At 61.7% G+C, this 23,875-nt stretch carries 24 protein-coding genes; 17 read left to right on the top strand and 7 right to left on the bottom strand.

All coding sequences use genetic code 11. The features are described from left to right. Positions 1-40: 40 nt before the first annotated feature. A complete protein-coding gene (locus RIG82_01965) occupies positions 41-376 on the top strand; it encodes a hypothetical protein (GenBank protein MEQ9459705.1) in 336 nt (111 codons plus the stop codon). Beyond that, a complete protein-coding gene (locus RIG82_01960) occupies positions 373-621 on the top strand; it encodes a type II toxin-antitoxin system RelE/ParE family toxin (GenBank protein MEQ9459704.1) in 249 nt (82 codons plus the stop codon). The genes RIG82_01965 and RIG82_01960 overlap by 4 nt, the downstream gene beginning before the upstream one ends. Before the next feature lie 4 nt (positions 622-625). Here RIG82_01960 and RIG82_01955 read toward each other — a convergent pair whose 3' ends face one another. Continuing rightward, entirely contained in the window at positions 626-1,822 is a 1,197-nt protein-coding gene (locus RIG82_01955; GenBank protein MEQ9459703.1) for an aminopeptidase, read from the bottom strand. A gap of 96 nt (positions 1,823-1,918) precedes the next feature. Between RIG82_01955 and RIG82_01950 the strand changes: the two genes are divergently transcribed. Continuing rightward, positions 1,919-2,923: an aminoglycoside phosphotransferase family protein gene (locus RIG82_01950; protein MEQ9459702.1), complete on the top strand. Its 1,005-nt coding sequence runs from the start codon at positions 1,919-1,921 to the stop codon at positions 2,921-2,923. Between the two features lie 336 nt (positions 2,924-3,259). Then, on the top strand, positions 3,260-4,156 hold the full coding sequence (locus RIG82_01945; GenBank protein ID MEQ9459701.1) for an alpha/beta fold hydrolase: 897 nt from the start codon (positions 3,260-3,262) through the stop codon (positions 4,154-4,156). Positions 4,157-4,233: 77 nt separating this feature from the next. On the opposite strand, the gene alr is transcribed toward RIG82_01945, so the two are convergent. Beyond that, a complete protein-coding gene (gene alr / locus RIG82_01940; protein ID MEQ9459700.1) occupies positions 4,234-5,436 on the bottom strand; it encodes an alanine racemase in 1,203 nt (400 codons plus the stop codon). A gap of 105 nt (positions 5,437-5,541) precedes the next feature. Here alr and RIG82_01935 point away from each other — a divergent pair, with 105 nt between their 5' ends. The 10 genes from RIG82_01935 (at position 5,542) to RIG82_01890 (ending at position 14,235) form a co-directional block, all read left to right on the top strand. Beyond that, positions 5,542-6,870 (top strand): DEAD/DEAH box helicase, encoded by a 1,329-nt coding sequence (locus RIG82_01935; protein MEQ9459699.1) that lies wholly within the window; start codon positions 5,542-5,544, stop codon positions 6,868-6,870. Between the two features lie 99 nt (positions 6,871-6,969). Continuing rightward, positions 6,970-7,848 carry an ATP synthase F1 subunit gamma gene (gene atpG / locus RIG82_01930; GenBank protein ID MEQ9459698.1) on the top strand — a complete coding sequence of 293 codons (879 nt, stop codon included), beginning with the start codon at positions 6,970-6,972 and terminating at the stop codon, positions 7,846-7,848. A gap of 28 nt (positions 7,849-7,876) precedes the next feature. Then, the gene (locus RIG82_01925) at positions 7,877-8,158 is read left to right on the top strand and encodes an AtpZ/AtpI family protein (protein ID MEQ9459697.1); all 282 of its coding nucleotides are present in this window, start codon (positions 7,877-7,879) and stop codon (positions 8,156-8,158) included. Beyond that, positions 8,130-8,606 (top strand): hypothetical protein, encoded by a 477-nt coding sequence (locus RIG82_01920; GenBank protein MEQ9459696.1) that lies wholly within the window; start codon positions 8,130-8,132, stop codon positions 8,604-8,606. Before RIG82_01925 ends, RIG82_01920 begins: the two co-directional genes overlap by 29 nt. After that, positions 8,603-9,553 carry a F0F1 ATP synthase subunit A gene (gene atpB, locus RIG82_01915; protein MEQ9459695.1) on the top strand — a complete coding sequence of 317 codons (951 nt, stop codon included), beginning with the start codon at positions 8,603-8,605 and terminating at the stop codon, positions 9,551-9,553. Before RIG82_01920 ends, atpB begins: the two co-directional genes overlap by 4 nt. Positions 9,554-9,625: 72 nt before the next feature. After that, positions 9,626-9,889, top strand: coding sequence for an ATP synthase F0 subunit C (atpE, locus tag RIG82_01910; protein MEQ9459694.1), 264 nt, complete (start codon positions 9,626-9,628; stop codon positions 9,887-9,889). 34 nt (positions 9,890-9,923) lie between these two features. After that, positions 9,924-10,556: a F0F1 ATP synthase subunit B gene (gene atpF / locus RIG82_01905; protein ID MEQ9459693.1), complete on the top strand. Its 633-nt coding sequence runs from the start codon at positions 9,924-9,926 to the stop codon at positions 10,554-10,556. 43 nt (positions 10,557-10,599) lie between these two features. Beyond that, positions 10,600-11,190 carry an ATP synthase F1 subunit delta gene (gene atpH, locus RIG82_01900; protein ID MEQ9459692.1) on the top strand — a complete coding sequence of 197 codons (591 nt, stop codon included), beginning with the start codon at positions 10,600-10,602 and terminating at the stop codon, positions 11,188-11,190. A 28-nt stretch (positions 11,191-11,218) separates the two neighbouring features. Further along, positions 11,219-12,766, top strand: coding sequence for a F0F1 ATP synthase subunit alpha (gene atpA, locus RIG82_01895; GenBank protein ID MEQ9459691.1), 1,548 nt, complete (start codon positions 11,219-11,221; stop codon positions 12,764-12,766). 185 nt (positions 12,767-12,951) lie between these two features. Next, positions 12,952-14,235 (top strand): citrate synthase, encoded by a 1,284-nt coding sequence (locus RIG82_01890; protein ID MEQ9459690.1) that lies wholly within the window; start codon positions 12,952-12,954, stop codon positions 14,233-14,235. Positions 14,236-14,244: 9 nt separating this feature from the next. Here RIG82_01890 and RIG82_01885 read toward each other — a convergent pair whose 3' ends face one another. From RIG82_01885 to RIG82_01865, 5 genes are all read right to left on the bottom strand, one after another. Beyond that, positions 14,245-15,600, bottom strand: coding sequence for a trypsin-like serine protease (locus RIG82_01885; GenBank protein ID MEQ9459689.1), 1,356 nt, complete (start codon positions 15,598-15,600; stop codon positions 14,245-14,247). Between the two features lie 96 nt (positions 15,601-15,696). Continuing rightward, entirely contained in the window at positions 15,697-17,484 is a 1,788-nt protein-coding gene (locus RIG82_01880) for a peptide ABC transporter substrate-binding protein (GenBank protein ID MEQ9459688.1), read from the bottom strand. Positions 17,485-17,525: 41 nt separating this feature from the next. Next, positions 17,526-17,963, bottom strand: coding sequence for a DUF3568 family protein (locus RIG82_01875; protein MEQ9459687.1), 438 nt, complete (start codon positions 17,961-17,963; stop codon positions 17,526-17,528). A gap of 99 nt (positions 17,964-18,062) precedes the next feature. Next, positions 18,063-19,274, bottom strand: a complete 1,212-nt coding sequence (locus tag RIG82_01870; protein ID MEQ9459686.1) for a beta-galactosidase — start codon at positions 19,272-19,274, stop codon at positions 18,063-18,065. A gap of 93 nt (positions 19,275-19,367) precedes the next feature. Beyond that, positions 19,368-20,864: a glycosyl hydrolase gene (locus RIG82_01865; GenBank protein ID MEQ9459685.1), complete on the bottom strand. Its 1,497-nt coding sequence runs from the start codon at positions 20,862-20,864 to the stop codon at positions 19,368-19,370. Between the two features lie 42 nt (positions 20,865-20,906). Here RIG82_01865 and RIG82_01860 point away from each other — a divergent pair, with 42 nt between their 5' ends. Genes RIG82_01860 through RIG82_01850 form a run of 3 tightly spaced genes read left to right on the top strand, consistent with a single transcriptional unit; the run spans position 20,907 to position 23,859 of the window. Then, the gene (locus tag RIG82_01860) at positions 20,907-21,821 is read left to right on the top strand and encodes a PfkB family carbohydrate kinase (GenBank protein ID MEQ9459684.1); all 915 of its coding nucleotides are present in this window, start codon (positions 20,907-20,909) and stop codon (positions 21,819-21,821) included. Positions 21,822-21,828: 7 nt separating this feature from the next. Next, positions 21,829-22,542 (top strand): HAD family hydrolase, encoded by a 714-nt coding sequence (locus tag RIG82_01855; protein ID MEQ9459683.1) that lies wholly within the window; start codon positions 21,829-21,831, stop codon positions 22,540-22,542. A gap of 18 nt (positions 22,543-22,560) precedes the next feature. Continuing rightward, entirely contained in the window at positions 22,561-23,859 is a 1,299-nt protein-coding gene (locus RIG82_01850) for a glycosyltransferase (protein ID MEQ9459682.1), read from the top strand. The last annotated feature ends 16 nt before the right edge of the window (positions 23,860-23,875 follow it).

Genomic DNA, 23,875 nt, shown 5'->3' with positions numbered 1-23,875 from the left:
TTTTCTTGATTTCTGATTCGATGCGCGTCAACATATAGCTATGCATGAACCCATTCATCTCGAGGAGCCCAGTCGTCTCATTCTTGATCTGATCCTGCAAGCCGAGGGGCGTGACGATGCTCAGGCCGTGATCCGCGAGTTGCTGGAGCAGAGAGCGTTTAAATCGACTCAGGTGCAGGCGGTTCTTGAGCAGGAACTCCATCAGGGGCTGGACTCGGGTGAGCCCAAGATGTTGGATGATGCTCATCTGAGTGACTTAACCCGTCGGATGCGTGAGCGTATCCGCGAAGCCGCGCATCGTCGATCGGCTAAGGCATGCGTCATGTCATCTTCCCGGCGTCAGAACGGGATCTGCTTGATGTCGTCGATTATTTGACGGTTCATGCTGGTGAGGATGTGGCAGAGGACTTCGTTCTGCGTTTTGAGGTGGCCATCAGGCTGTTGCGTGCCCACCCCGAAGCCGAGGCGATCGTTCGGGTGAGTTCGTCACGACTCGCGGGGCTTCGTCGGTGGAGAATCGCACGGTTTGGGCACCTGATCTACTACCAGCGTCAAGGCGCTTCGCTGAGCATCCTTCGTGTGCTGCACCCCAGGCGTGATCAAGTCTCCGAGTTGTCTTGAAGGTCTACGCGGGCCCCGGCCAGCCTTCGAAGGCGAAGCGTCCGTCTTTGGAGATGACTTCGCCGTCGACGGTGATGGTCCCGCCGGCGGATTCGACGCCGTCGTTTTCGGGGGAGCGGAGGTCGCAGACCATGTCCCAGTGCAGGCCGGATTTGTTGTGGTTGCCGGTCTCGGGGTAGCCCTCGCCGACGGCGGCGTGAAAGGTCCCGCCGATTTTCTCGTCGAAGAGGGTGTTGCGGGAGAACTCGGTGATGGAGTAGTTGGTGCCGATGGCGATTTCGCCGAGGCCGCGGGCGCCTTCGTCCTGGTCGAGCATGGCCAGGAGGAAGTCCTCGCCCTTGTCGGCGGTGGCCTTGACGACGCGGCCCTTCTCGAAGGTCAGTTCGACGCCTTCGGCGGCGCGGCCCTGGTAGACGGCGGGGAAGGAGTAGCGGACGACGCCGTTGACCCCGCCATCGGGGGCGTTGAGGTTGGGTCCGGTGAAGACCTCGCCATCGGGGAAGTTGGATTCGCCGCAGCAGTTGACCCAGGTCATGCCGTCGACGTTGACGTGGAGGTCGGTGCCGTTGGCGGCCTGAAAGTGGAGTTTTTTCTTGCCGGTGAGGTAGTCGGCGAGTTTCTGCTGGCGGGTCTTGATCTGGTTCCAGACGGCGGCGGGGCTGGGGGCGTCGAGGTGGCCGGCGGAGAAGACGAAGTCTTCGTACTCGCGGAGCGACATCTCGGCGTCCTGGGCGGAGGCGAGGGTGGGGTACTGGGTGCCGACCCAGCGGAGGGGTTTGACGCCCGGGTAGTCCTGAGGCTTGTCGTGGGCGGCGGCGCGTCTGAGGAAGGTCTCGAAGACGGGTTTGCGGGCAGAGGAGGCCTTGCCCAGGCGTTTGGGGTCGACGCGGCTGCGTGAGCGGGTGTTGGTGTCGGCCCAGAGGCCGATGGAGACGTCGATGGTCTCGATCTCGTGGAGGGCGAGTGGGCTAACGTAGCCGAGCTGTTCTTCGGTGGCGTGGGCGAAGAACAGGTCATCGACCGAGCCGGGGGTGAGTTTGACGTAGGGGTAGGCCCCTGCTTTGAGGCAGTGCTCGTAGATGGCTTCCACGAGGGGGAGGCCGATGGGGTCGGCGGAGATGCGGACGATCTGTTTGGCTTTGACCTCGGTGGAGTAGTGGACGAGGACTTCGGCGAGTTTGTCGAGTCGGGGGTCGCGCACGGCGGGCTCCTTGCAGCCTGGAGGTGAGGGTGGATCGTACCCGGGTGGTTGGAGAAAAGCCTTGCGGCTGGGGGTGCGGGGGCGTAGGTTGGCAGTATGGCTGACGGTTCGGGTTCCGAAGAGAACCTTGAGACGAAGCTGGTCGCTGCGGCGGCTGGTCCACCTGCTGAGTCATCCGGCGGGATGAGTTGGCTGCCGCTTAGTTCTGAGTTTGGTCGGCGGCTGATCGAGCAGTCGGAGGGGAGGCTGCGTGATCTGAGTTGGTTTCGGACGGATTGGCAGCGGGGTGGGGCGTTGACGGGGTATGCGATCTGGGAGGAGGGGGGTGAGGCGCTGCCTGTGGTGGTGAAGCTGCCGGTTCCGCCCCGGGAGCGGTTGTGGCTCAAGGTGCTGCAGGGGGCTGAGGATGTTGCGCCGCGGCTGCTGGCTGATGGCGACGAGGTGGGGGGGTATGACCTGGCGTGGGTGGTGATGGAGCGGATCGAGCATGGTCCGCTGGGCACGGCGTGGGGTGGCGTGGAGTTTGATCTGTTGATTGAGGCGGCGGCGCGGTTTTACAAGGCGGCGTCGGTGTTTGAGACGCCTGAGCCCGAGCCGGAGTGGGACTGGCATGCGCTGCTGGAGCGTGCGCGGAAGAAGGTTCGGGATATTGATATCACGGAGGCCAAGCGGTGGAAGGCGGCGCTTAAGAGTGCGCGGAAGCGGGTGGATGGCTGGGCGGAGACTTGGGCGCAGCGGCCGAGGAATCATTGGTGCCATGGCGATCTGCACCTGGGGAATGCGATGACGCGGTCGGCTCCGCCTGGGGGGCCGGCGTTATTGTTCGATTACGCGCGGGTTCATGCTGGGCACTGGTTGCGGGACGCGATTTATTTTGAGCATTTGTATTGGGCGTCGCCGGAGCTTTTGGATGGGCGCAAGCTGTGCAATCAACTGGTCAAGGCGATGCGGCAGCAGGGCGTTGAGGTCGAGGAGGACTGGGCTGAGTGGGCCGAGGCGTATCGGGCGTTGACGGCGATGATGGTCCCGCTTCGGCTGCAGCAGGAGGGGGCGCCGGTGTATGTGGAGGCGGCGCTGGAGCTGCTGGAGAAGCACGTTTAGGTGGGGCGGGGTGTGCGCATGGGTGATTCTGTGGGCAGCCTTGGGCTGAGCACAGCCACGGGTGGCTGTGGCGGGGTTTTTGCGGGGTTTTTGGGGTGAGGTGGCGGTTTGGGGGTGTTTTGAGGGGTTTTTGAGGGGTGGTTTTGGGCTGTAAAGCGAGGTGAAGTGGTGGTAAACGACGGTGAAACGGCGTCAAAGGGGGGTGAACGGCGGTGGTTTGTGCGCACGGGTCACTGATGGGCGCACGGGTTGGTTCTGTGGGAAGGCTTTGGGTGACCACAGCCACCCTTATTGTGCTTGGGGCGCGTGGGTTTTTGGCGGCCCTAAACTCTTGCCATGGCAGATGCAGACGGTCAGCCGCGGGGGTCTTTTTTGGCGCGGCAGGTGTTGCGGATGGCGGTGTATGGGCCGTCGTATCCGGGGCGGAAGCTGCTTAGTACGCCGGCACACTGGTTGGCGCGGTGGCGGGGGGCGGAGGTGGTGGAGGTGACGCTTGGGGATGGGGTGCGGACGCAGGTGATGCGTGTGCCTGCGGTGGCGGGGACGGTGAGGCGCCCGCCTGTGGTGGTGCTGCATGGGTGGATGGAGCTGAAGGAGATGCACCTGCCGCATGCGCGGGCGATGGCGAAGCAGGGGCACGATGTGCTGCTGATTGATCAGCGGGGGCACGGGCGGTCGACGCGGGCGGCATCGACGATCGGGTCGGTGGAGGTGGGCGATGTGCCGATGGTTCTTGCGGAGGCGGAGCGGCGGGGCTGGCTTGGCGATCGGTATTGCCTGTGGGGTTTTTCGATGGGTGCGGCGGTGGCGATCCGGCATGCGGTGACCGATCCGCGGGTTGCGGCGGTGGTGGCGATTGCGCCGTATTCGGATCTGGCGATGGCGATCGAGACGTTTCGGAGGCGGATGCCGGCGATCTCGGCGGAGGGTGCGCGGCAGGCGTTTGAGCGGGTTGCTGAGGAGGTGGGTTTTGATGTTGATTCGGCGAGTCCGGCGGCGGTGATCGGGGAGCTGTGTGCGCCGCTGCTGATGATCGAGGGTGGTTTGGATTCGGCGTTGCCGGCGGCGGAGCACAGTCAGAAGTTGGTGTCGCTAAAGAAGTACGGGCCGGTGGAGACGCTGCGGGTGCCGTGGGCAAATCACTTCATGATCTGTCGGCGGGTGTGGCCGAGTGTGGATCGAAAGGTGGCGGAGTTTTTGGGGCGCTATACCCCCCCCGCATCAGACGGATGAGAGAGCCCGGCTCGGTTGTTGGTGGCGGGCACAGAGCACTCGGCTGCGCCGAGATGCCCTGTGGCACCCGAGCGGGTCTAGTTCAAGTGTTTACGGCTGATTCTTGGTGAGAGGCGGCAGAGGATTTCGTAGCTGTGGGTGCTAGCAAGTCTGGCGAGGCGGGGGACGGTGTTAGGGGCATCGGGGTCGGCGGAGATGACTTCGACGATAGCTCCCTTGAAACCTTCAACCGGCAGGCCGGCATCGGTCAGGTCGAGGACGACCTGGTCCATGTTGACGCGGCCGCGGACGGGGGCGTCGAGGTGCCCCCCCCCGTGTAGAAGGACGCGCATGGTGGCTTTGTTGGAGAGGGCGACGGGGTAGCCGTCGCCATAGCCGATGGGTACGACGGCGAGGGTTACGTCGCGGGGGGTGGTCCAGGTGGAGCCGTAGCCGACGGGGGTGTTGGCGGGGTAGTGGGCGATGTGGTTGATGGTGGTGAGCCAGCGGACGACGGGCTGGAAGGGGTCTTTGTTGAGCAGTCTGGGTTCATCGGTGAGGTCATCGAAGCCGCAGCCGTAGAGTCCGAGGCCGGGTCGGATCATGTCGAGGTGGAAGGCTTTGTGTCGGAGGGTGGCGTAGGAGTTGGCGGCGTGGCGGATGATGTTGTTGGAGAGGGCGGGGCGGTTGGTTTCGAGGCAGGCGAGGTATCGGTTGAGTTGGGTCTGGGCGAAGTTGGGGTCGGTGTCGGCGGTGGCGAGATGGGTGTGGACGCCGAGGATGTGGAGGTTTGGGGCTTTGTCGAGGGCGTGGAGGAGGTTGGGGAGTTCTTCGGGGGCGAAGCCGGATCGGCTCATGCCGGTGTCGATGTAGAGGTGCAGGGGCAGGCGGAGGGAGGCCTGCGAAGCGGCTTGGTTGAGGGCGTGGAGCTGATCGAGCGTGTGAAGCGTGGGTTCGAGCAGGCCCTGGCGGGCGGCTTCGAGGAGGGCGGAGTCCGGGGGCAGGCGGTCGATGGGTCCGAGGGTGATGACGGGGAGGCTGAGGTTGAGGGCGAGGAGTTCTTCGGCTTCGGCCTGGCTGTAGACGCCGAGTCGGTCGACGCCTTGTTGTTTGAGGTGGGGGGCGATGTGATGGACGCCCAGGCCGTAGGCGTTTTTCTTGACGACGGCGCAGATTTTGGATTGATGGCCGACGAGGTGGCGGAAGGTGCGGAGATTCTGTGAGATGGCGATGAGGTTGACTTCGAGTCGGCTTGCGGTGGGCCCGTCGTTCAGGATGGTGTGGCGATCGGCGTTTTTCACGTCGGTTTTGTACCACGGGGCGGGCAGACGCTAGGATGTTGAAGAGAAGGCACGCCCTGTGGAGCAGCCTGATCGCCGGCTGAACCTTTGGGACTGCAGAATCTTATGAGTGACTTGTTTGACGAATCGGTGCGCTTTGCGGACCTGGGCCTTGGCGACGGTCTACTGGCGTCGCTGGCGCGGCGGGGTTTTGAGCACCCGACGCTGATCCAGGCGCAGTTGATCCCGCCCATCCTCAAGGGCAAGGACGTGATGGGTCAGGCGAAGACGGGGTCGGGTAAGACGGCGGCGTTTGCGTTGCCGGTGATTCAGATGGCGGACCCGGATGTCTCGATGCAGGCGTTGATTCTGGCGCCGACGCGGGAGCTGGCGGTTCAGGTTGCGGGGGAGATCGAGAAGCTGGCGGAGGATACGCCGATCAAGGTGTCGTGCATCATTGGCGGGGAGTCGATGCGGAAGCAGAAGCAGTCGGTGGAGGCTGGGGGGCACATCCTGGTGGGGACGCCTGGTCGGATCATGGATTTGCAGGGTCGGGGTGAGATTCGGTTTGATCGGGTTCGGTTTGCGGTGCTGGATGAGGTCGATCGGATGCTGGACATCGGCTTCCGTGATGACATCCGGCAGATTCTCAAGAAGTGTCCTGACGAGCGGCAGACGATTTTTGTCTCGGCGACGATTTCTGAGGACATCGAGCGTCTGGGCCGGCGGTTCATGCGAGAGGATGCTGAGAAGATCGTGACGGTTGGCAGCTCGCTGACCGTGAGTATGGTCGATCAGAAGTATATTTCGGTGGAGCCGTGGGATAAGCGGACGCTGCTGCTTTATTTGTTTCGTCAGGAGAAGCCTGAGACGACGGTGGTTTTCTGCAAGACCAAGGCGACGGTGCATAAGGTCACGCAGTATTTGCGGGAGAAGGGGATCAGTGTCCGGGAGATCCACGGCGATCTTCATCAGACGAAGCGGACGAAGGTGATGAACTCGCTGCGGCAGAAGGAGGTCGATGTGCTGATTGCCTCGGACCTGGCGGCGCGGGGGCTGGATATCGATCACATCACGGATGTGGTGAACTACGATCTGCCGGAGGACCCTGAGGTTTATATTCACCGGATCGGACGGACGGCGCGGGCGGGTCGGCGTGGTCGTGCGTGGTCGTTTGTGACGCCTGAGGAGGGCCAGCGGCTAACGGATATTGAGAAGCTGTCGGGGGCGTTGATCGAGGCGGTGAGCTACGACGATTTTGAGCCGGGTCCGATTCCTTCGGGGGTCCGGGCGGAGCGTGAGCAGGCGTCGCGGCCTAAGGAGAAGGTTGATCGTGGCCCGGCCGACCCCAATGCCTTGTCGCCTGAGCAGATCGCGGTGATGTTCCCTGGTGGTGTCGTGCCCAAGGGCAAGCCGGTGCAGAGTCTGGGGTCTCGATTCCGGCGACGGCGGTAGATTTCGTGCCCGATCAGGCGGGATCGAAGGGTCCTGCTGGATGGCCGATGACTGGCGTCATTTGGCCCGACCCTGTAACCCCGCTATGGTATCCCGCCCATGGCCACCAACAGTCGCGAAATCAAAGGTCGCATCAAGGCGGTCCGCAACATCCAGCGGATCACCAAGACGATGCAGATGATCGCCACGGCTCGCTTCCAGTCGCTGCAGCGGCGGGCGGTGGAGGCGAGGGCGTATACCCAGCACATCGAGTCGATGGTCGGCAACCTTGCCAGCAGTGTGGAGGCTTCGGGCGAGATCAGCCACCCGCTGCTCTCGGCTCCGGCTTCCCCGGCTGGGCGTGAGTTGCTGCTGATCGTCAGCTCGAACCGAGGACTTTGTGGCGGGTACAACGCGAGCGTCCTGCGGAAGGCTCACGGCTATCTGCGGTCGGCGACCAAGCCGATTGATGTTGAGTTGATTGGCAAGAAGGGTCAGGCGTACTGCCGGTTCAACCGCATCGATGTGGCCCGGTTCAATGACCAGATCGCTGACACGCCTGAGTACCAGACGGTCGAGGGGTTGGCGGACCGGTTTATGGGTTTGTTCACCGATGGTGCTTATGACCGGGTCTCGGTGGCTTCGATGCGGTTTGAGACGATGTCGCGGCAGGCCCCGCACATCAGTCAACTGCTGCCGATTGCTCGCGTCGAAACGGGGGACGAACCGGCTGGTTCTGGTGCGGTTTACGAGTATTCGCCTGATCCTGAGCGGTTGCTGGCTGAGTTGTTGCCGGTGACGGTTCGGACGGCGTTGTTTCAGCGGCTGAATGAGGCCGTGGTGAGTGAGCAGTTGGCGCGGATGGTGGCGATGAAGTCGGCGACCGATGCTGCGGGCAAGATGAGCAAGAGCCTCAAGCGGATGTTCAACCGTGCGCGGCAGACGCAGATCACGACCGAGTTGTCGGAGATCATCAGCGGCGCAGCGGCGCTGGATTAATCCGAAGGTTCACCCAAGGGGGCTCGCGATGCCGGGTCTGACCCCTGGTTCGATGAAGTTCGCTGCGGCGGGCACTGAACTCGCTGGTGCTGTGGTAGTCCCGATCATCGCGGGCATCGGTTATGACCGCTGGCAGGATACGCTGCCTTGGGGTCTGCTCATTGGTGTGGGGCTCGGGTTGATCCTTGGGACTGCGAGCCTGATCAAGACCATCCAGAAGGCGCGGATCGAAGCCAACCGGTCCCACCCCCCCCACCCGACCCTACCCGAACCCTCCCGGGATGATCGAGATGACCCTAGAGAGCCCTAGCCCGACGCCTGCTGTTCCCCGCCCGGTCATCAGCCTGGAGTCGGGGGTTCTTGTGCTGTTGGGTGTGGCTGTGCTCGGCGGGCTGCTGGGCGTGGGGCTGGTTGCTGTGCTTGGGCGAGGTGAGTGGGCGGTCGCGGTGGGCTGTGGTTGGGCGGCGGGGGGGTGTTCTGCTTTGATGGCGTGGTTGGTCGTGGCGTTGCCGATGCGGCTGCATCCAGCGGGGCAGATGCCGGTGATGGCCCCGATCATGGCGACGGTGGTGCGGCTGGGGGTGGTGATTGCTGGGGTGGCGATCCTGCTGGCGGCTTCGTCGCTCCCGCCGCTGCCGCTGATCTTCACGACCCTGGTGGCTTATCTGGTGCTGATGGCAACCGAGGCGTTCTTGATGTACCTTACCGCCCCCGCATTCGGAGAACGCGGGCCCGCCCCGGAGACCACCCAGCGATGACCCCCTCGATGCTGATCGCGGCCGCCAATCCCCTCGACCACGTGCTCCCGCACACGGTCTTTGAGGTCGGTGGCTTTGCTGTGACCAATCATCTGGTGATGGGTACGGTGGCCGCGGGGCTTGTGCTGCTGACGTTCGTCTGGTTCGCCGGGCGGATGAAGCGGACGGGGAGTGATGCGGAGAGCTTTGTGACCAAGGGCACGTTCACGCAGCTGCTCGAGACGATGTGCGAGTTCATTCTCGAGAACGTCGCCCGGCCGAACCTCAAGCACCTGACCGAGAAGTACATCCCGTATATCTGGACGGTGTTTTTCTTCATCCTGACCTGCAACCTGCTGGGGATGATCCCGTTTGGCTATTTCTTCAAGTTGGTCGCTCAACTGGTGGGGTCTGAGAACGCGAGTTACTGGGGGCATTTTGGTGGCACGGCGACGAGCAATCTGTCGCTGAACGCCCCGTTGGCGCTGTGTTCGTTCATTGCGGTGCTTTACATCGGCATCAAAGAGACGGGTTTCAAGCATTTTGTGATGCACTTCAACCCGCTGGGGTGGGGTGATCCGAAGATGCTGCCGATCGGCATCATGCTGTTTTTTCTTGAGTGGCTGGGGCTGGTGATCAAGTGCATTGTTCTCGCTGTGCGTTTGTTCGGGACGATGCTGGCGGGTCACCTGGTGCTGGCGGCTTTGGTGGGGATGATTTTCATCTTCGGTGAGATGTACGCGGTCGTTGGTTACGGGGTCGGCCTTGGGGTGATCCTGCTCAACACGGTCTTGTCGATTCTGGAGCTGTTTATCGCCTTTCTGCAGGCGTTTATTTTTACTTATCTGACTACTTTGTTCATTGCGTTGACGGCTGTGACGGATCACGGTGAGCATGATGAACTTGAGCACGAACATGAGGTCTCTCGTGAAGAGACTGAGGCCGCGAAGGCGGCGCTGATTCCCTGATCATTTACTTAGTACCACCCCAACGCCGGGTCTGAGCACCCGGACACGAAGCAGACAAGGAGCGATTCGACGATGCTTGAACTGACCAACCTCCTCGCCCAGGCAGAGGCAGCAGACCCGGGTTTTGCGGCGATGGGCCAGGCCATCGGCATGGGCCTTGCGATCATTGGTGCCGGCATCGGCATTGGTCGTATCGGCGGCAGTGCTGTTGAGGCGATTGCCCGTCAGCCCGAGGCCAAGGGTGACATCTTCACCAACATGATTCTTGCCGCCGCTCTGATTGAAGGCGTCACGGTCATCGCGCTGGTTCTGGCGCTGGTTCTCTCGTTCGTTTGATCGATCGGCAGCCCCGCCCCCTGTGGAGTCCACGATGACCCTGCGCAAGCACATCCCGGCAGGACTGCTCGTCACGGCGATGAGTTGGAGCGCGGCATTGGCCGCGGACCCGGCTCATGCCGTTGATGGTGCTCACGATGCGGCTAAAGGCCACAGCGAGCAGCCTTTTCTCCTGAACGTTGACCTTGGGTCGGCGGTCTGGAATCTGGTGGTCTTTCTGCTGTTGGCCTCGATCCTCTACAAGTTCGTCTGGCCGAATGTTCTCAACGGCCTGCGAGCCCGCGAGGTCAAGATGCGTGACGACCTTCTCAAGGCGGAAAACGCCGCAAAGGAAGCGGCGCAGCGGACTGAAGAGCTGCGGACGCGTCTGGCTGAGGCGAATCGTGAGGCCCAGAAGATCATTGATCAGAGTCGGGTCGAGGCTCAGCGAGCGGTCGCTGAGATCAAGGCGTCGGCTGATGCGGAGATCACGCAGGCCAAGACGCGTGCCGAGGCTGATATCCAGGCGGCTCGCCAGCAGGCGGTGGCTGAGATTTACGAGAAGACGGCTGTTCTGGCGACTCAGGTAGCCAGTAAGATTCTTCAGCGTGAGATCTCGCCTGACGATCAGCGTCAGCTCATTGATGAGTCGCTGAGCCAGCTCGCCGAGCAGGCTAGACGTAACTGACAGCTATCTGGCGGCCTGAGGGCCGCTATGGGAGATCGCCCGCGTGGCTGGATCGAACCACAACAGGATGAACGCCGCCTCTCGGGTTTACGCCCGCGCTCTTCTGGAGATGGCTGTTGAAGCGGGTCAGGCTGAGATGGTTCTCGATCAGATGAACCAGATTGGTGGTCTGCTTGCGAGCGACGGTGGCTTCCAGAAGCTGCTTGACCCGCGTGCTCTTCCCAAGGCTGAGCGAGCCGGTGTTATCGAGCGCGTGCTCAAACCGCGGGTGCACGAGCTGTTGTTCCGGTTTTTTCAGGTGATCAACCGGAAGGATCGTCTCAGTGAGTTGCCTGGCATCATTACCGCATTGAACCTGCTGTATCGGGAGTCGCAGGGCGTTGCTGATGTTTCGGTGACGCTTGCCAGTGAGCCTGATGATGCTGCCAAGGATCACCTCAAGAAGCGTCTTGAAGAGTCGCTGGGCCGTCAGGTCGCGTTGACCACGCATGTGGACCCATCGCTGCTTGGGGGCATGGTCACCCGTATTGGGGATCGACAGATTGATACCTCTGTGGTTGGCCGGCTACGCCGACTGCAGAACCAGATGATCGACGCTGGCCGGGCGAAGGCTCGGCAGACCGTCAACGCCTGACGACACGACCAGAAAGAAACGCAACACGATGAAGATCAATACCGACGAGATCACGAGCGTCATTAAGCAGGAAGTCGATCGCTACGCCACGGAGCTTGATGTCTCCCAGGTGGGGCAGGTGGTCGAGGTGGGTGACGGTATCGCCCGGGTCTATGGGCTCTCTGAGGTCAAGGCGGCTGAGATGCTCGAGTTCGACGTCGGCGACGGCACGACCGTCCTTGGCCAGGCGATGAACCTGGAGCAGGATATTGTCGGCGCGATCATTTTTGGTGATTACCTGAAGATCAAAGAGGGCATGACGGTTCGTTCGACCGGACGGCTGCTGTCGGTGCCCGTTGGGCCGGGCCTGCTGGGGCGGGTGGTCAACGGCCTTGGCGAACCGATTGACGGCAAGGGCCCGTTGCAGAACGTCGAGATGCGGAAGGTGGACATCATTGCCCCCGGCATCGCCGCGCGTCAGCCGGTGACTCAGCCGATGCAGTTTGGTGTCAAGGCGGTCGATGCGATGATTCCTGTGGGTCGTGGCCAGCGAGAGCTGATCATCGGCGATCGTAAGACCGGCAAGACGGCTGTGGCCATCGACGCGATCATCAACCAGAAGTACACCCATCAGGAAACCGAAGGCGATGGTCCGGTCTACTGCATCTACATCGCTGTCGGCCAGAAGGAATCGACCGTTGCCGCGGTGGTGGAAGCTCTTCGTCAGAATGGAGCGATGGAGTACTCGATCGTAGTGGCTGCTTCGGCTTCCGATCCGGCGCCGATTCAGTACATCGCCCCCTACACCGGGTGTGCCATGGGCGAGTACTTCATGTGGAAGGGTCAGCACTCGCTTTGCGTTTACGACGACCTCTCGAAGCAGGCGACGGCGTATCGCCAGCTCTCACTGCTGCTTCGGCGTCCGCCTGGACGCGAGGCCTATCCCGGCGACGTGTTCTATCTGCACTCGCGTCTGCTGGAGCGTGCCACCAAGCTGTCGGATGAGAATGGCGGCGGCTCGCTGACGGCGTTGCCGATCATCGAGACGATGGAGGGTGACGTTTCGGCGTACATCCCGACGAACGTGATTTCGATTACCGATGGTCAGATCTATCTTGAGCCGGAGCTGTTTTTCGCAGGAGTTCGTCCTGCTGTGAACGTGGGCATCTCGGTGTCTCGCGTGGGCGGTAACGCTCAGATCAAGGCCATGAAGGAGGTCGCGGGTTCGCTTCGGCTGGACTTGGCGGCTTATCGTGAACTCGAGGCTTTTGCTCAGCTTGGCACCGAGCTTGATAAGTCTACGCAGCGCCAGCTCGATCGTGGGGCCCGGATGGTGGAGTTGCTCAAGCAGCCTCAGTACAAGCCTATGGACGTGATCGACGAGGTGATCCAGATCTTCGCGGGCACGAAGGGTTATCTCGACACGCTGCCGATCAACCAGGTCGCTGCCTTCGCTGAAGGGCTGGTCCAGCACTTCCGTGGGCCCGGCAAGGGACTGCGTGATCGCCTGGTCGCCGAGAAAACCTTCAAGAAGGGTCTTGGCGAGGAGTTTAGCAAGGCGATTGAGACGTTCCGAACGGGCTGGCAGGGGAGCTAAACCCTTCGAGCCCATGAATGACTTCACGAAGCCGGGCTCAAAGGCCCGGCTTTTTTGTATTGACGCTTAGGGATGAGTTTTCGGGACCGTGGCCTTGAGGACGGGTCGTGGCACGGCGTGGCCAGCCCCCGTAAACTGTCCAGACTCGGCCGCTTTTGTTCTCGGGGGACTCACGAGGAAGATTCATGAGCACGCAGACTAATCCCTCTCGGACCGCACGGATTCAGCTTGGTGACAAGACCTACGAGGCCCCGCTGACTGTTGGGACTGAGGGTGAGGTCGGTATCGACATCAGCAGACTCCGGTCCGAGACCGGCGTGATCACGCTTGATGAGGGTTACCGCAACACGGGGGCGTGTGAATCGGACATTACGTTCATTGATCCGGAGAAGGGCATCCTGCGTTATCGCGGCTACCCGATCGAGCAGATTGCGGAGAAGCTCACGTTTGTCGAGACTTCTTTGCTGCTGATTGAGGGTGAGGTACCGACTCAGGATCGACTCGATCGTTTTCGATCGCTGCTGACTGAGCATCAGATGCTGCACGAGGGGATGCGTCAGTCCTTCGATGGCTTTCCTTCCAATGCTCACCCGATGGCCGTACTCTCGGCGATGATCAATACGGTGTCCTGTTATCAGGCCGAGGTGATGGACTCTGGAGACGAGCATAGTTTTGAGATCGCATCGGCCAAGCTGCTCTCGAAAGTCCGCACGATGGCGGCGGCGGCGTACAAGACTTCAATCGGCCATCCGATCATGTACCCCGATCCGAAGCTGACTTACTGTGCCAACTTCCTGCACATGATGTTCTCGGTGCCAAAGAAGCCGCACATCCCAGATCAGGATGTGGTCGATGCGCTGAATCTGATCTTTATCCTGCACGCAGATCATGAGCAGAACTGTTCGACGTCCACGGTGCGTCTGGTTGCCTCTTCGCAGGCGAATCTGTTTGCGAGCTGTGCGGCTGGCGTGTGTGCCCTGTGGGGTCCGCTGCATGGCGGGGCGAATGTCGCGATCATGAATCAGCTTCAGGAGATTCATGCTTCGGGCACGCCCGTGGATGAGTTCATCGAAGGTGTGAAGCGCAAGGAATACAGGCTGTTTGGCTTTGGTCACCCGGTCTATCGCAACTTCGATCCGAGAGCGAAGATTCTCAAGGCCTCGGCGGACAAGGTGCTGGCCAAGCTGGGCGTTAACGATCCGCTCCTCGGGTTGGCTCGGAGGCTGGAGGAGACGGCGCTCGCTGATGACTACTTTGTTTCGCGCAACCTATACCCGAACGTCGACTTCTACTCGGGCATCATCATGCGGGCGATGGGCATCCCTGTGAACATGTTTACGGTGATGTTTGCCATTGGGCGGATGCCTGGCTGGGTGGCGCACTGGAAGGAAGTCAACGACCGTGATTCCAAGATCTACCGCCCGCGGCAGATCTACACGGGTTCGGCTGAGCGGCAACTGGTCAGGTAATCAAGCCGGTTACAGCGACTGCTTCTGGCGTCGCAGCACGAGCCATCCGAGGCCGAGGATGCCTGCTGTGTTCGGCTCGGGCAGGCTGAGGGGGGCGTTGCCAAATGACTCGGCGAGTAAGGAGAGGTCGATCAGATCGACGACGCCTGAGCCATCGAAGTCCCCGCCAGTCCAGCCGACGCTCTCCAGCCCGAAGTTGCTCGCGAGTGTGGACAGGTCGAACAGGCCGACGGTCCCGCTGAGGTCGGCATCGCCAAACTGGGTCCCGAGGATGCCCTCGATGAGAAACACCAGGTCGGCGAGATTGGCTTGGTTGTCGCCGGTGATGTCAAACATGGGGTGCGCAATGGTGCCCCGGATCATGTCGAGATTCGGTACGGGGGACTGACCATCGAGATAGGGATCGTCCAAGGCGGCGAAGAGAAAGTCGATGTCGGCGGCATCGATCAGGCCATCCTGTGTGTAGTCGCCGAGTGCTTCGGTTTCGGTGGCCATGGTGTAGAGCAACCAGTCGAGGTGTGGCCACAAGCGGGTGAAGCTTGACAGGTCGCTGTAGCTCCCGTTCGGATCGCCATCGAAGCTCGCCAGGAAGGAGTTGACGCCGGCGATCTGGTAGCCCGTTTCGGTTTCGACAAAGAGGCCACCACCCGAGTCTCCGCTGGTGAGCGAGCCTTCGAGAGACAGGGGGGTTGGCTCGCCGATGGAGGATGAATCTTCGTTCCCGGGCTCGTCGAAATCGGTGACGATGATGTTCTTGGACCAGCCCTCGACCAGTGTGAAACCGGGTGGGAAGGGGAAATCATCTGCCCCCATGCCATCGAGCGTGTTGCGTGCGGCGCGTTTGGTGCCGAAACTCCCGCTGCTGAAGCGACCTTTGATTCCGTCGCCGGGGATTCCCAGTCCGACGATGACGGCTTCCTGTCCGGGTGTGCCGCGCTCCTCGAACATCTGCGCTGGCTCGACGTTTGTGATGGGCGTTGAGAGCTGCATCAGTCCGATGTCAAAACCCTCAATGAAGTCGCCTTCACTCTCAGCCCACCCTGGATGCGGGATCCACTGTTTGATGTAGCGGAGTTGGCCGTCGATCACGACGCGCAGGTTTTCGACGCCGTCGCCTTGGAAGTCGACGTCATCGATGCAGTGAGCTGCAGTGAGGACCCACTGCTCATCGATGAGCGTGCCTGAGCAGGCGATTGAACCGACCCCGCCTATCGTGGCGTACATCGCGCCTACGGGATCAAACGCGCTGTTGGATGCGAGTTGGATGTAGCCCAACTCGGAGACATCGTGACGGGTGCTGATCGCCATGGCTGGGAGCGCAGAGCCCAGCGCAACGATCGCCGCCGTCAGAGGGGTGTAGTTCACCAGGAGATCTCCCAAATCCCCGAAGCCCACCGGTTGGTGCCGATATTGCAAGCCTACAACCTCGCAGGCTTTACGCCAGCACAAGAGCAAAAAAAGTCAGGGTTTGACCCTCACTAGGTGCAGTCGCTCGCGGAACCAGGGGTTGTTGGCGATCCCCTCGACGCGATCGGGGTCGAAGAGGTTCACGCTGACGTAGTGAAACAGCACGATCAGTGGCTGCTGCTCGATCATCATGGCTTCTGCATCGCGGAGCATAGCCAGTCGCTTAGTGGGGTCGAGTTCGGTTGCTGCTTGATTCAGCAGGGCATCGAAGGGGGGATGATCCCAGCCACTGGCGTTGTTGCCGGACTTGCCTACGGGCTTGCGCAGGCGGTCGAGCCAGGTGGTGGGATCGGGGTAGTCGCCATACCACGAGCCGCGTGCGATGGTGAACTCCCGGTTGATGACCCGATCGACCACGACACGATTTTCAAGACCTTCGAGTTTCACGCTGAGGCCGAGTTTCTCTTCCCACATCCGCCGGATCGCTTGAACGATCTGTTCTTCACCTGTGCCCGCGCGATAGAGGATCGAGAGGCCGGTGAGTCCTTGAGCGTTTGGATAGCCTGCTTCTGCCAGGAGCGTTTTGGCTGTCTCGGGGTCGTATCCGGGGGCGGCTTCGGTGGGCGGGTCGTACCCGGCGACCACGCCTGGGGGGACGAACGTCCGGGCTACCGGTTCGTTCATGCGGGTAACGCGCTCGACGAGTTCCTTGCGATCGATGGTCATCGACAGAGCCTGGCGGACTCGTGCATCCGCGAGCGGATTATCGCGGCCGTCCCATAGCTTTGGGAGCGTGTTGATGTTCACAAAAAACGTCCCCGCCATCGACTGCACGTGAACGTCATCCCGATCGGCGCTCGAAGCGAGGTCGGCTGTCACTGGTGAGCCGGTTGGCACGCGTGGCCAGTAGTGGACCTCTCCGCTTTGATAAGCGAACAGCGCCGAGCCGGTGTCGTCGATGATGCGCTCGCGGATGCCGTTGTTGCGGACCGACGCGGCATCCCAGTACATGGGGTTGGGCTCAAGATCATTGTGCTGGCGGAAGGCGGCTTCTTTGAGCACGTAAGGCCCGTTGACGATGAGTCGTTCGGGGTCCGACCAGTATGCGGTATCCATCGTGAGGGAGCCTGTTGCTTCAACCATCGAAGTGGCCGCGTCGACGCTGGTTTGGTGCACGGGCATGAAGGTGCCGAACGCGGCGAGATCGAGGAAGAAGGGTGTTGGTTCCTTGAGATGAACCACCAGCGTCCGACCGTCGGGGGTCTCCAAGCCAACGGTCGCGGTAAACCTTGCCTGCGCCTCTGCCCATAACGCCTCAGCAGTCGGTGCCTCAGCGCTCCCTGCAGCTTGTTCTTTGGCGTATTGGTCGATCTGGCTGGCGCGGAAGTTGAAGAAGTCTTCAGCGCCGCGGATCACGAAGAGTAACTGTGCGTAACCCGCCGCGACGTCGGGGAGCATCGCACGCCGCCAGGCGTACACGAAGTCTCTCGACGTGACCGGATCGCCGTTGCTCCATCGTGCGTTCTCACGGAGGTGGAAGGTGTAGGTCAGCCCGTCCTCGCTCTGCTCCCAGCGCTCGGCGACGCCGGGCAGCAGCGTCATGGTTGCGTAGTCGGCGACGACCAGAGGCTCAAAAAGACAATCCGCCAGCCGGATGTCCTGGGTCCATGTGATTCGCTGGGGGTCGCGACTGTTGTGCTCTTCATTGGAGATAAACACCAGCCGGCGTTTGCCGTCGGCATCGGCCTCGCCACCTGGGTCGGAGGAACCGCATCCGACAAGGGTGATGGCGAAAAACATCAAGATCAACGACAGCAGCAGCGGCATCCGGAGGTGGTTCATGCCCTAAGCCTACCGCCCGGTCTCGAGGTTGTCTTGTGTTCTCAGAATGCTGGAGGAGGTTCGAGATTGCTGGGCATTTCACCGGTTGCCTGGCTGTATTCGTTGAGGTAGGTCTGCATGCGGCTGGCGATCAAGCGGCCGGAGGCCTTGTCGCCGAACATCCCGACGTCGATCGTGACGGCCATCATGCGCCTGGAGACGCGTTCCAGGGTGATGGTCGCCAGTTCATCGCCCTCGTCATGGTGCAACACCCAACGGTAGTAGGGCTTGTCCTCGTCCTGCTTGTACTTGTCGATGGTGAGCCCGAGTCGATCGATGGTTTTTTCGACGGCCCAGCGCATAGCGGCCATGTTCGTTTCATCGACGTAGCGGAGCTTGCTGCCCTTCCAGAATCCGTAGCCTTTGTCGGCCGTGGACATCGACGCTGCTGCGATCGAGAACACCGGGACAGCGGCGGCCGCAGCGATACAACCATTCAAGACCCCGCAACATCCAAGGAGCAAGACAGCGCCAACAACTCGGAACCGATCAGTGGGCAGACTTCGCATGGCTAATCATAGCGGGACAAATCGTGCCGATCACGGCGTGGTCAGGTCCGCTTCAAACCCGATCTCCTGGCCGGGTACCAGTCGGTCGCAGGCGATCGTGACCTGGCCGCCTTCGCCATCAGTCGCCACCTCAAAAACTGCCCGATGACCTGGATTCAGTCCCTTGAGGGAATCGGGAGAGCGCACGCCGCCGATCGCCGGATAGGCGTCGTAGTAGATCGGGGCGATGCCTGCGTTTTCGATGGTCAATCGCGACTGAGTGCCGTTGGTTTCGAATGCCACGACGCGGAACCGGTATCCCATCGCCATCCCGGCCTCGCGGATGCGCTCGATCGGCTGATATCTCGGCTGGTCGTTAGCCATGATGTAAGTTAGGCCGAATCGTTTGGCGGCGTCCTCGAAGCGTTCGCCGTGGGGCCCGGTTGGTGCGAGCGATGTCCGCTGATCGTGTGCGTTGTAGTAGCTAAACTCTCCCCCTGCGGGATGACTCAGATACCGGTCACGAGCGAAGAACGTCCAGCAGCGCAGGTTGTACTCGTGATGTGTCTCGTGCATGAACGAGTCATCGAAGAGCCCGAATCTGAGCCGCTTTAGCTCGGGTTGCTCCGCGAAAGGTGTTCGGACCTGTTCCGCTGCATCGATGGAGATGCTCCAGGGCGTCTTTTGATACACGCTGTCGAGATGAGTCAGATACTCAGCCTGATACGCCTTGCTCGGGAAGGTCTTTCCCAGTTCCATCGGGCCGTCGTAGATGTGGTACTCGGCCCAGAGACCAAAGCCGGTCTGGACGAACGCCAGTCGAGGGTCATCGTCGTAGCGTTCAGCGAACCGAGCGTGAAACTCCTTGGCGAAAGCGCGCAGCGCTGGATGGGACCAGTCGCAGAACGCCGTGGGTCGCCCCTCGCTCTCGGCGAGGACTTCCCGGTAGTCCGGCAGGTTGCGGATCGAGTCCGGCACGGCGGTGGTGGTGTCGCCGGGATAGATGAATCGGAAGCGGAGGATGGCCTGATGCCGCCGGCCGGCGATTCGCTGGAGCAGGGCATCGACCTCGGACCAGTCGTACTGGCCCTCAGCGTTCACCACATCGCGATAGAGCATGTAGGAGAACTCGAGTTGGATGGCGTCGGTGGCCGCCTGCGGGCTGTCAGCCCAGAACACCAGCCCGGTCATTGGGGAGACCTCCGTCACCTCGGAGACCAGCGGTAGAGGCCTCCAGCCCTGAGCCTGGGCGATACCAGTCATCAGCAGCGAAAGGCAAAGAAAAGCTCTAGGAATGACATTGTTCATCCACAGAATCTGACAAGTCTGGTCTCACTTGTCAATACAAATCCAGATCTAGAATAGCTCGGATTCCGGTGCCTCGAGCGGCTCGACCGTCAGGTCTTCGACGCGGAGGAGCGCGCTTTCGGCGTAGAAGCCGAGGACGCCTGTGGGGAAGGTGTCGTCCACCAGTGTGAGGAGGACCTCGCCGTCCAGCGAGCACTCCAGGTACTGCCCATAGGCAATGACTTCGAGGTTGGCCAGGTGATCGGCCCGCGGCACGAAATAACCTGCCTGGAGCTGGCGGTATTGGAACGCCTCCTCGCCCTCGGCGCGCTCGCTTCGCCCCCACGCGCGCAGCTGTGCGACGCCCTTGAACAGATCAAGGCTCAGGTAGTACCCGTTCGCCTCGTCATCCATCCGGAGCACGAGCCCGCATTTCCCGGATCCTTCAATTCGCAGCTTGCAGCGCAGTCGAAAATCGCCGAACTCTTTGCGACCCAGCACGAAGGTCTCATAGCCACTGCGGCAAGCCAGCGCAGAACCTGCAGCATCCTCTTCGATACTCGCGTGCTTGTTGCCAAAGACGCGTCGATATGCGGGGAGCTTGTCGCCCTCAAGTTTTTCTATCGCCAGGTTGTTGAAGTGTTCGTATGACCGCAGCACCAGCCGGCCGTTCTGGTTGACCGCCAGACGCTTTGGCGGGGGAAGGAAGTTCTTTCGATGCCCACCCCCCAACTGTTGTGTGAAGAAGTTGAATACCAACCAGCCGTGGCCGTCGTAGCAGCAGCGGGCGGCGTAGTTGCCTTTGGGGAGCAGTACGTTGTCCGAGTAGTTCTGGAACGGTCCATCGGGGTTGTCGGCGAACCAGTAATGAACCTTCACGTCTTCTCGGATCGAGCCCATCAGGAAAAACCGACCGTCGAGCTCATACAGACCGGGGACTTCGACATCGTCGTATAACCCCGGCTGATAGAGGGGTTGGCGGAACTCAAAGACATCGGGCGCGATTTCGATCGCCTGCCCCACGCACCCGCGTCTGACCACCGGTCCGTCCTTGACCCGGGCCGAGAACAAGAGACGCCGCTGCCCTTCGTGCTCGAATATAAAAGGGTCTCGGAAACTTACCCAGTGTCTCCCCTCGTCCATGCGCGACTCGTACCACGTCCCCGGTACCGCGAGCGGGTAGCGATTGCCCCCCGCGACGGGCTCGTGAGTCTCGCACTCCTGCCGCTCCCAGTGGACTAAATCATTCGATCGAGCCGCCCCGATTCGCTGGATCCGCCCCTCCTCCTGCCTGCGGAGCCCGGTGTAGAGCATCCTCCATCGGCTCGCGTCACCCGGGTCCCGGGTCACATGCATCGTCCAGAGCATGTCATCGTCCCATGCCCCCGGGTCGCCGACGAACATGGCGTTGGGCACGCGTCGCCACTGCATCCCGTCGCTGCTGATCGCGTGGGCGATGATGTCGTGGTTGGGCAATACCAGGTGAAAAAGATGATAGACGCCGTCGTGATAGACCACGTCCACATCGCCAATGTCTGATCGGATGAATCCGTTGCTGCTGTACATACCTGCGCTTGTGCTCTCGTGCCTGGCTGCTAACTTCGGGAGATGGACCTTAACCCGAACCACAGCCTCGTGCTCGCCGTAGGCGAAGCCCTCTTTGACGTGTTCGAGGACCACGAAGTGCTGGGCGGAGCACCCGTCAACGCGGCCGTCCACACCCGGCAACTCCTCCCGGGCGTCGAAACCGAAGTGAGCATCGTCTCTCGAGTCGGCCGGGATCGCCTGGGCGGTCTCTTGGCCGAGCAGGTTCTGGCCAGAGGTCTGGCCCTGGACCTGCTTCAGACGGACGCTTCTCGTCGCACCGGACGCGCCGTGGTCACGCTGGATTCTGCGGGCCATGCCACGTTCGAGATCGAGCAAGATGCCGCCTGGGATGCTATCGAAGCCAACGACAGCGCCCTTGAGCAGGCGGCGAGAGCCTCCGCTGTGCTCTTCGGCTCTCTCGCCCAACGGGCCGAGCCCAGCCGATCGAGCATCCAGGCGATCGTCGCTGCCTGCCCGGGTATCCGACTTTTTGACGTCAACCTGCGGCAGAACCATTACACAAGCGAACTTATTCATCAGAGCCTGACCCTTGCTAGCCACGCTAAGGTCAATCAGGAAGAGCTTGCTGAGCTCGACCAATCGCTCGGCATCAAGGCTGGCGATGGGGACGATGATCGGGCAGTAGCCATGCTCCGGAAGTACGACCTCCAACTGCTCTCGCTTACGCGCGGCGAGCACGGCTGCATCCTCTTCACACCGTCAGGGCGCTTCGAGGGTGCGCCCGCATCGTTCGAGCCCGAGCGAGGTGCCGACACTGTGGGCGCTGGCGACTCGACCAACGCCGCCCTCATCGCGGGTCTGCTCCGCAGCCGAGACCCGCGCCGTATCGCCACCCACATGAACCGCGTCGGCGCTTACGTTGCCACACGGGTTGGTGCGACCCCTAAACTGCCCGATGAACTGATCGAGGCTTGAGCCACTCATGACCGACACGACCCCCTGGCTTCTCGTCAGCGACATCGACGACACATTTCTGGGCGACGATCGCGCCACCGAGCGCCTGATCCGGCTGGCAGCTGAGAACAAGGTCCCCATCGCCCTGAATTCAAGCCGCCCGTGGGCGAGTGTTCGGCCGACGCTCGAAGGTCGTGGTCCCTGGCGGCCGGCGGCGACGATTACCGCGATGGGCACTCAGGTTCGTGTTGGTGACCAGGACGATCCCGACTGGGCCCGGCGGTTCGGCTCCTGGTCTCGTGAACCCTTCGACAAGCTGGCCTCCGAGCGGGGGTGGACGCCGCACGACCCGATCATGCAGACGCCCTATAAGGCCAGCTTCGCAATTCCTGAACATGCTGATCACGAGCGGGTTCAACAGGTGATCCGCGGCGTCGGCCCTGCGATGATCGTCATCTCAGGGCACTGTGATCTCGACATCCTCCCGCCTGACGCGGGCAAGGGCACCGCGACCCTGTACCTCGCCAGTCAACTCGGGGTCCCGCTCGATCGCGTCGTTGTCGCGGGCGACTCGGCTAACGATCGCGCGATGTTCGACATCGCTCTCAAAGGGGTCGTTGTCGGGAACGCCCGAGAGGAACTGCGGCAGCACATCGATCCAGCCCGAGTTCACATCGCGCAAAAAAACTTCGCCGCTGGCATCATCGAAGGCCTGATCGCTTATGGTGCCTTATGCGCGTAAACACGACGGAGACTCTGCATGGCCAAGTCTGAAAAGTATGCCGGTTCCATTCTGATGATCTCGGTTCATGGCTACGTCGCGGGCACCCCACAACTCGGCACGCCCGACACGGGCGGGCAGGTCGTGTTTGTCCTCGAACTCGCCAAGCGCTTCCGCCGTCTCGGCTACAAAGTTGACCTCCTCACCCGCCGGTTTGAGCGCCAGCCTGCCGTTGACCGGATCTCGGACGGTCTGCGCGTCGTTCGGATTCCCTTTGGCGGGCCGAAGTTCATCCGCAAAGAGGACATGCACGATCACATCGCCGACTTCGTCACCAACACGCTGGCCTGGGTCCGTGAGAACAAGCTCCAGTACGAGGTCGTCAACAGCCACTACTGGGATGCTGGCTGGTCCGGTCAGCGGATCGCTGAGGAACTCGAGGTCCCCCACGTCCACACGCCACACTCGCTCGGCTCCTGGAAACGTAAGGGCATGAAGGACGCCGGACAGAAAGTTGATGACGGCTATCGCTTCGACGAGCGCATCGACAAGGAGTTTCTCGTCTATCGCAACTGTGACCATGTCATTGCGACGACCGACCAGCAGGTCGACATCCTGGAAGCCGATTACGCCGTCCCCAACGAGCACATGACCATGATTCCTCCGGGCATCGATGAGGCTCGCTTTATGCCCGCCCAACCCGCCCGACTTGCCGCCATCCGTAAGCGACTCGGCTTCAACGAGCACGACGTCTACGCCGTGGGCCGGGTCGCCACCAACAAAGGCTACGACCTGCTCATCCGCTCGCTTCCTTACCTTCGCCAGGTTCTGCCTAAAGCCCGGGTTGTGATCGCTGCGGGGGCCAACTCCGAGCGTGACCGCAAGAAAGTCAATCAGCTCAAGGAGATCGCCAAGGGTGAAGGTGTGGCTCGACATATCAAGTGGCGGGGCTATGTCCCTGATGGTGAGCTGGCCGATCACTACCGCGCCGCCTCGGTCTTCGCCATGTGCTCCCGGTACGAACCCTTCGGGATGACCGCGATCGAGGCCATGGCCTGCGGGACACCGACCGTTGTCACCGTTCATGGCGGTCTCCATGAGGTCATCAACTACGGCACCCACGCCCTGTACGCCGACCCCAAACAACCCTACATGTACGCCGCCGCGCTTGCCTCGCCGATGCTCTACCCGCAACTCGGTCAGCGCCTCTCGATTGAGGGGGCCCGCTTCGCCCGCCGGCAGTTTGGCTGGACCGGTATCGCCAAGCGCACCCTCACAATCTTCAACCGGCTCCTCGGGCGATACGATCGCACCGAGGCTTCGACCACTGAAGAGTAGACTACGGCTCCTCACC

Source organism: Phycisphaeraceae bacterium (assembly GCA_040222855.1).
In the GTDB taxonomy this organism is placed as follows: Bacteria; Planctomycetota; Phycisphaerae; order Phycisphaerales; family Phycisphaeraceae; genus Mucisphaera.
Note: the sequence above shows the minus strand (reverse complement) of the source record. Positions and strands in the feature narration are given on the sequence as shown.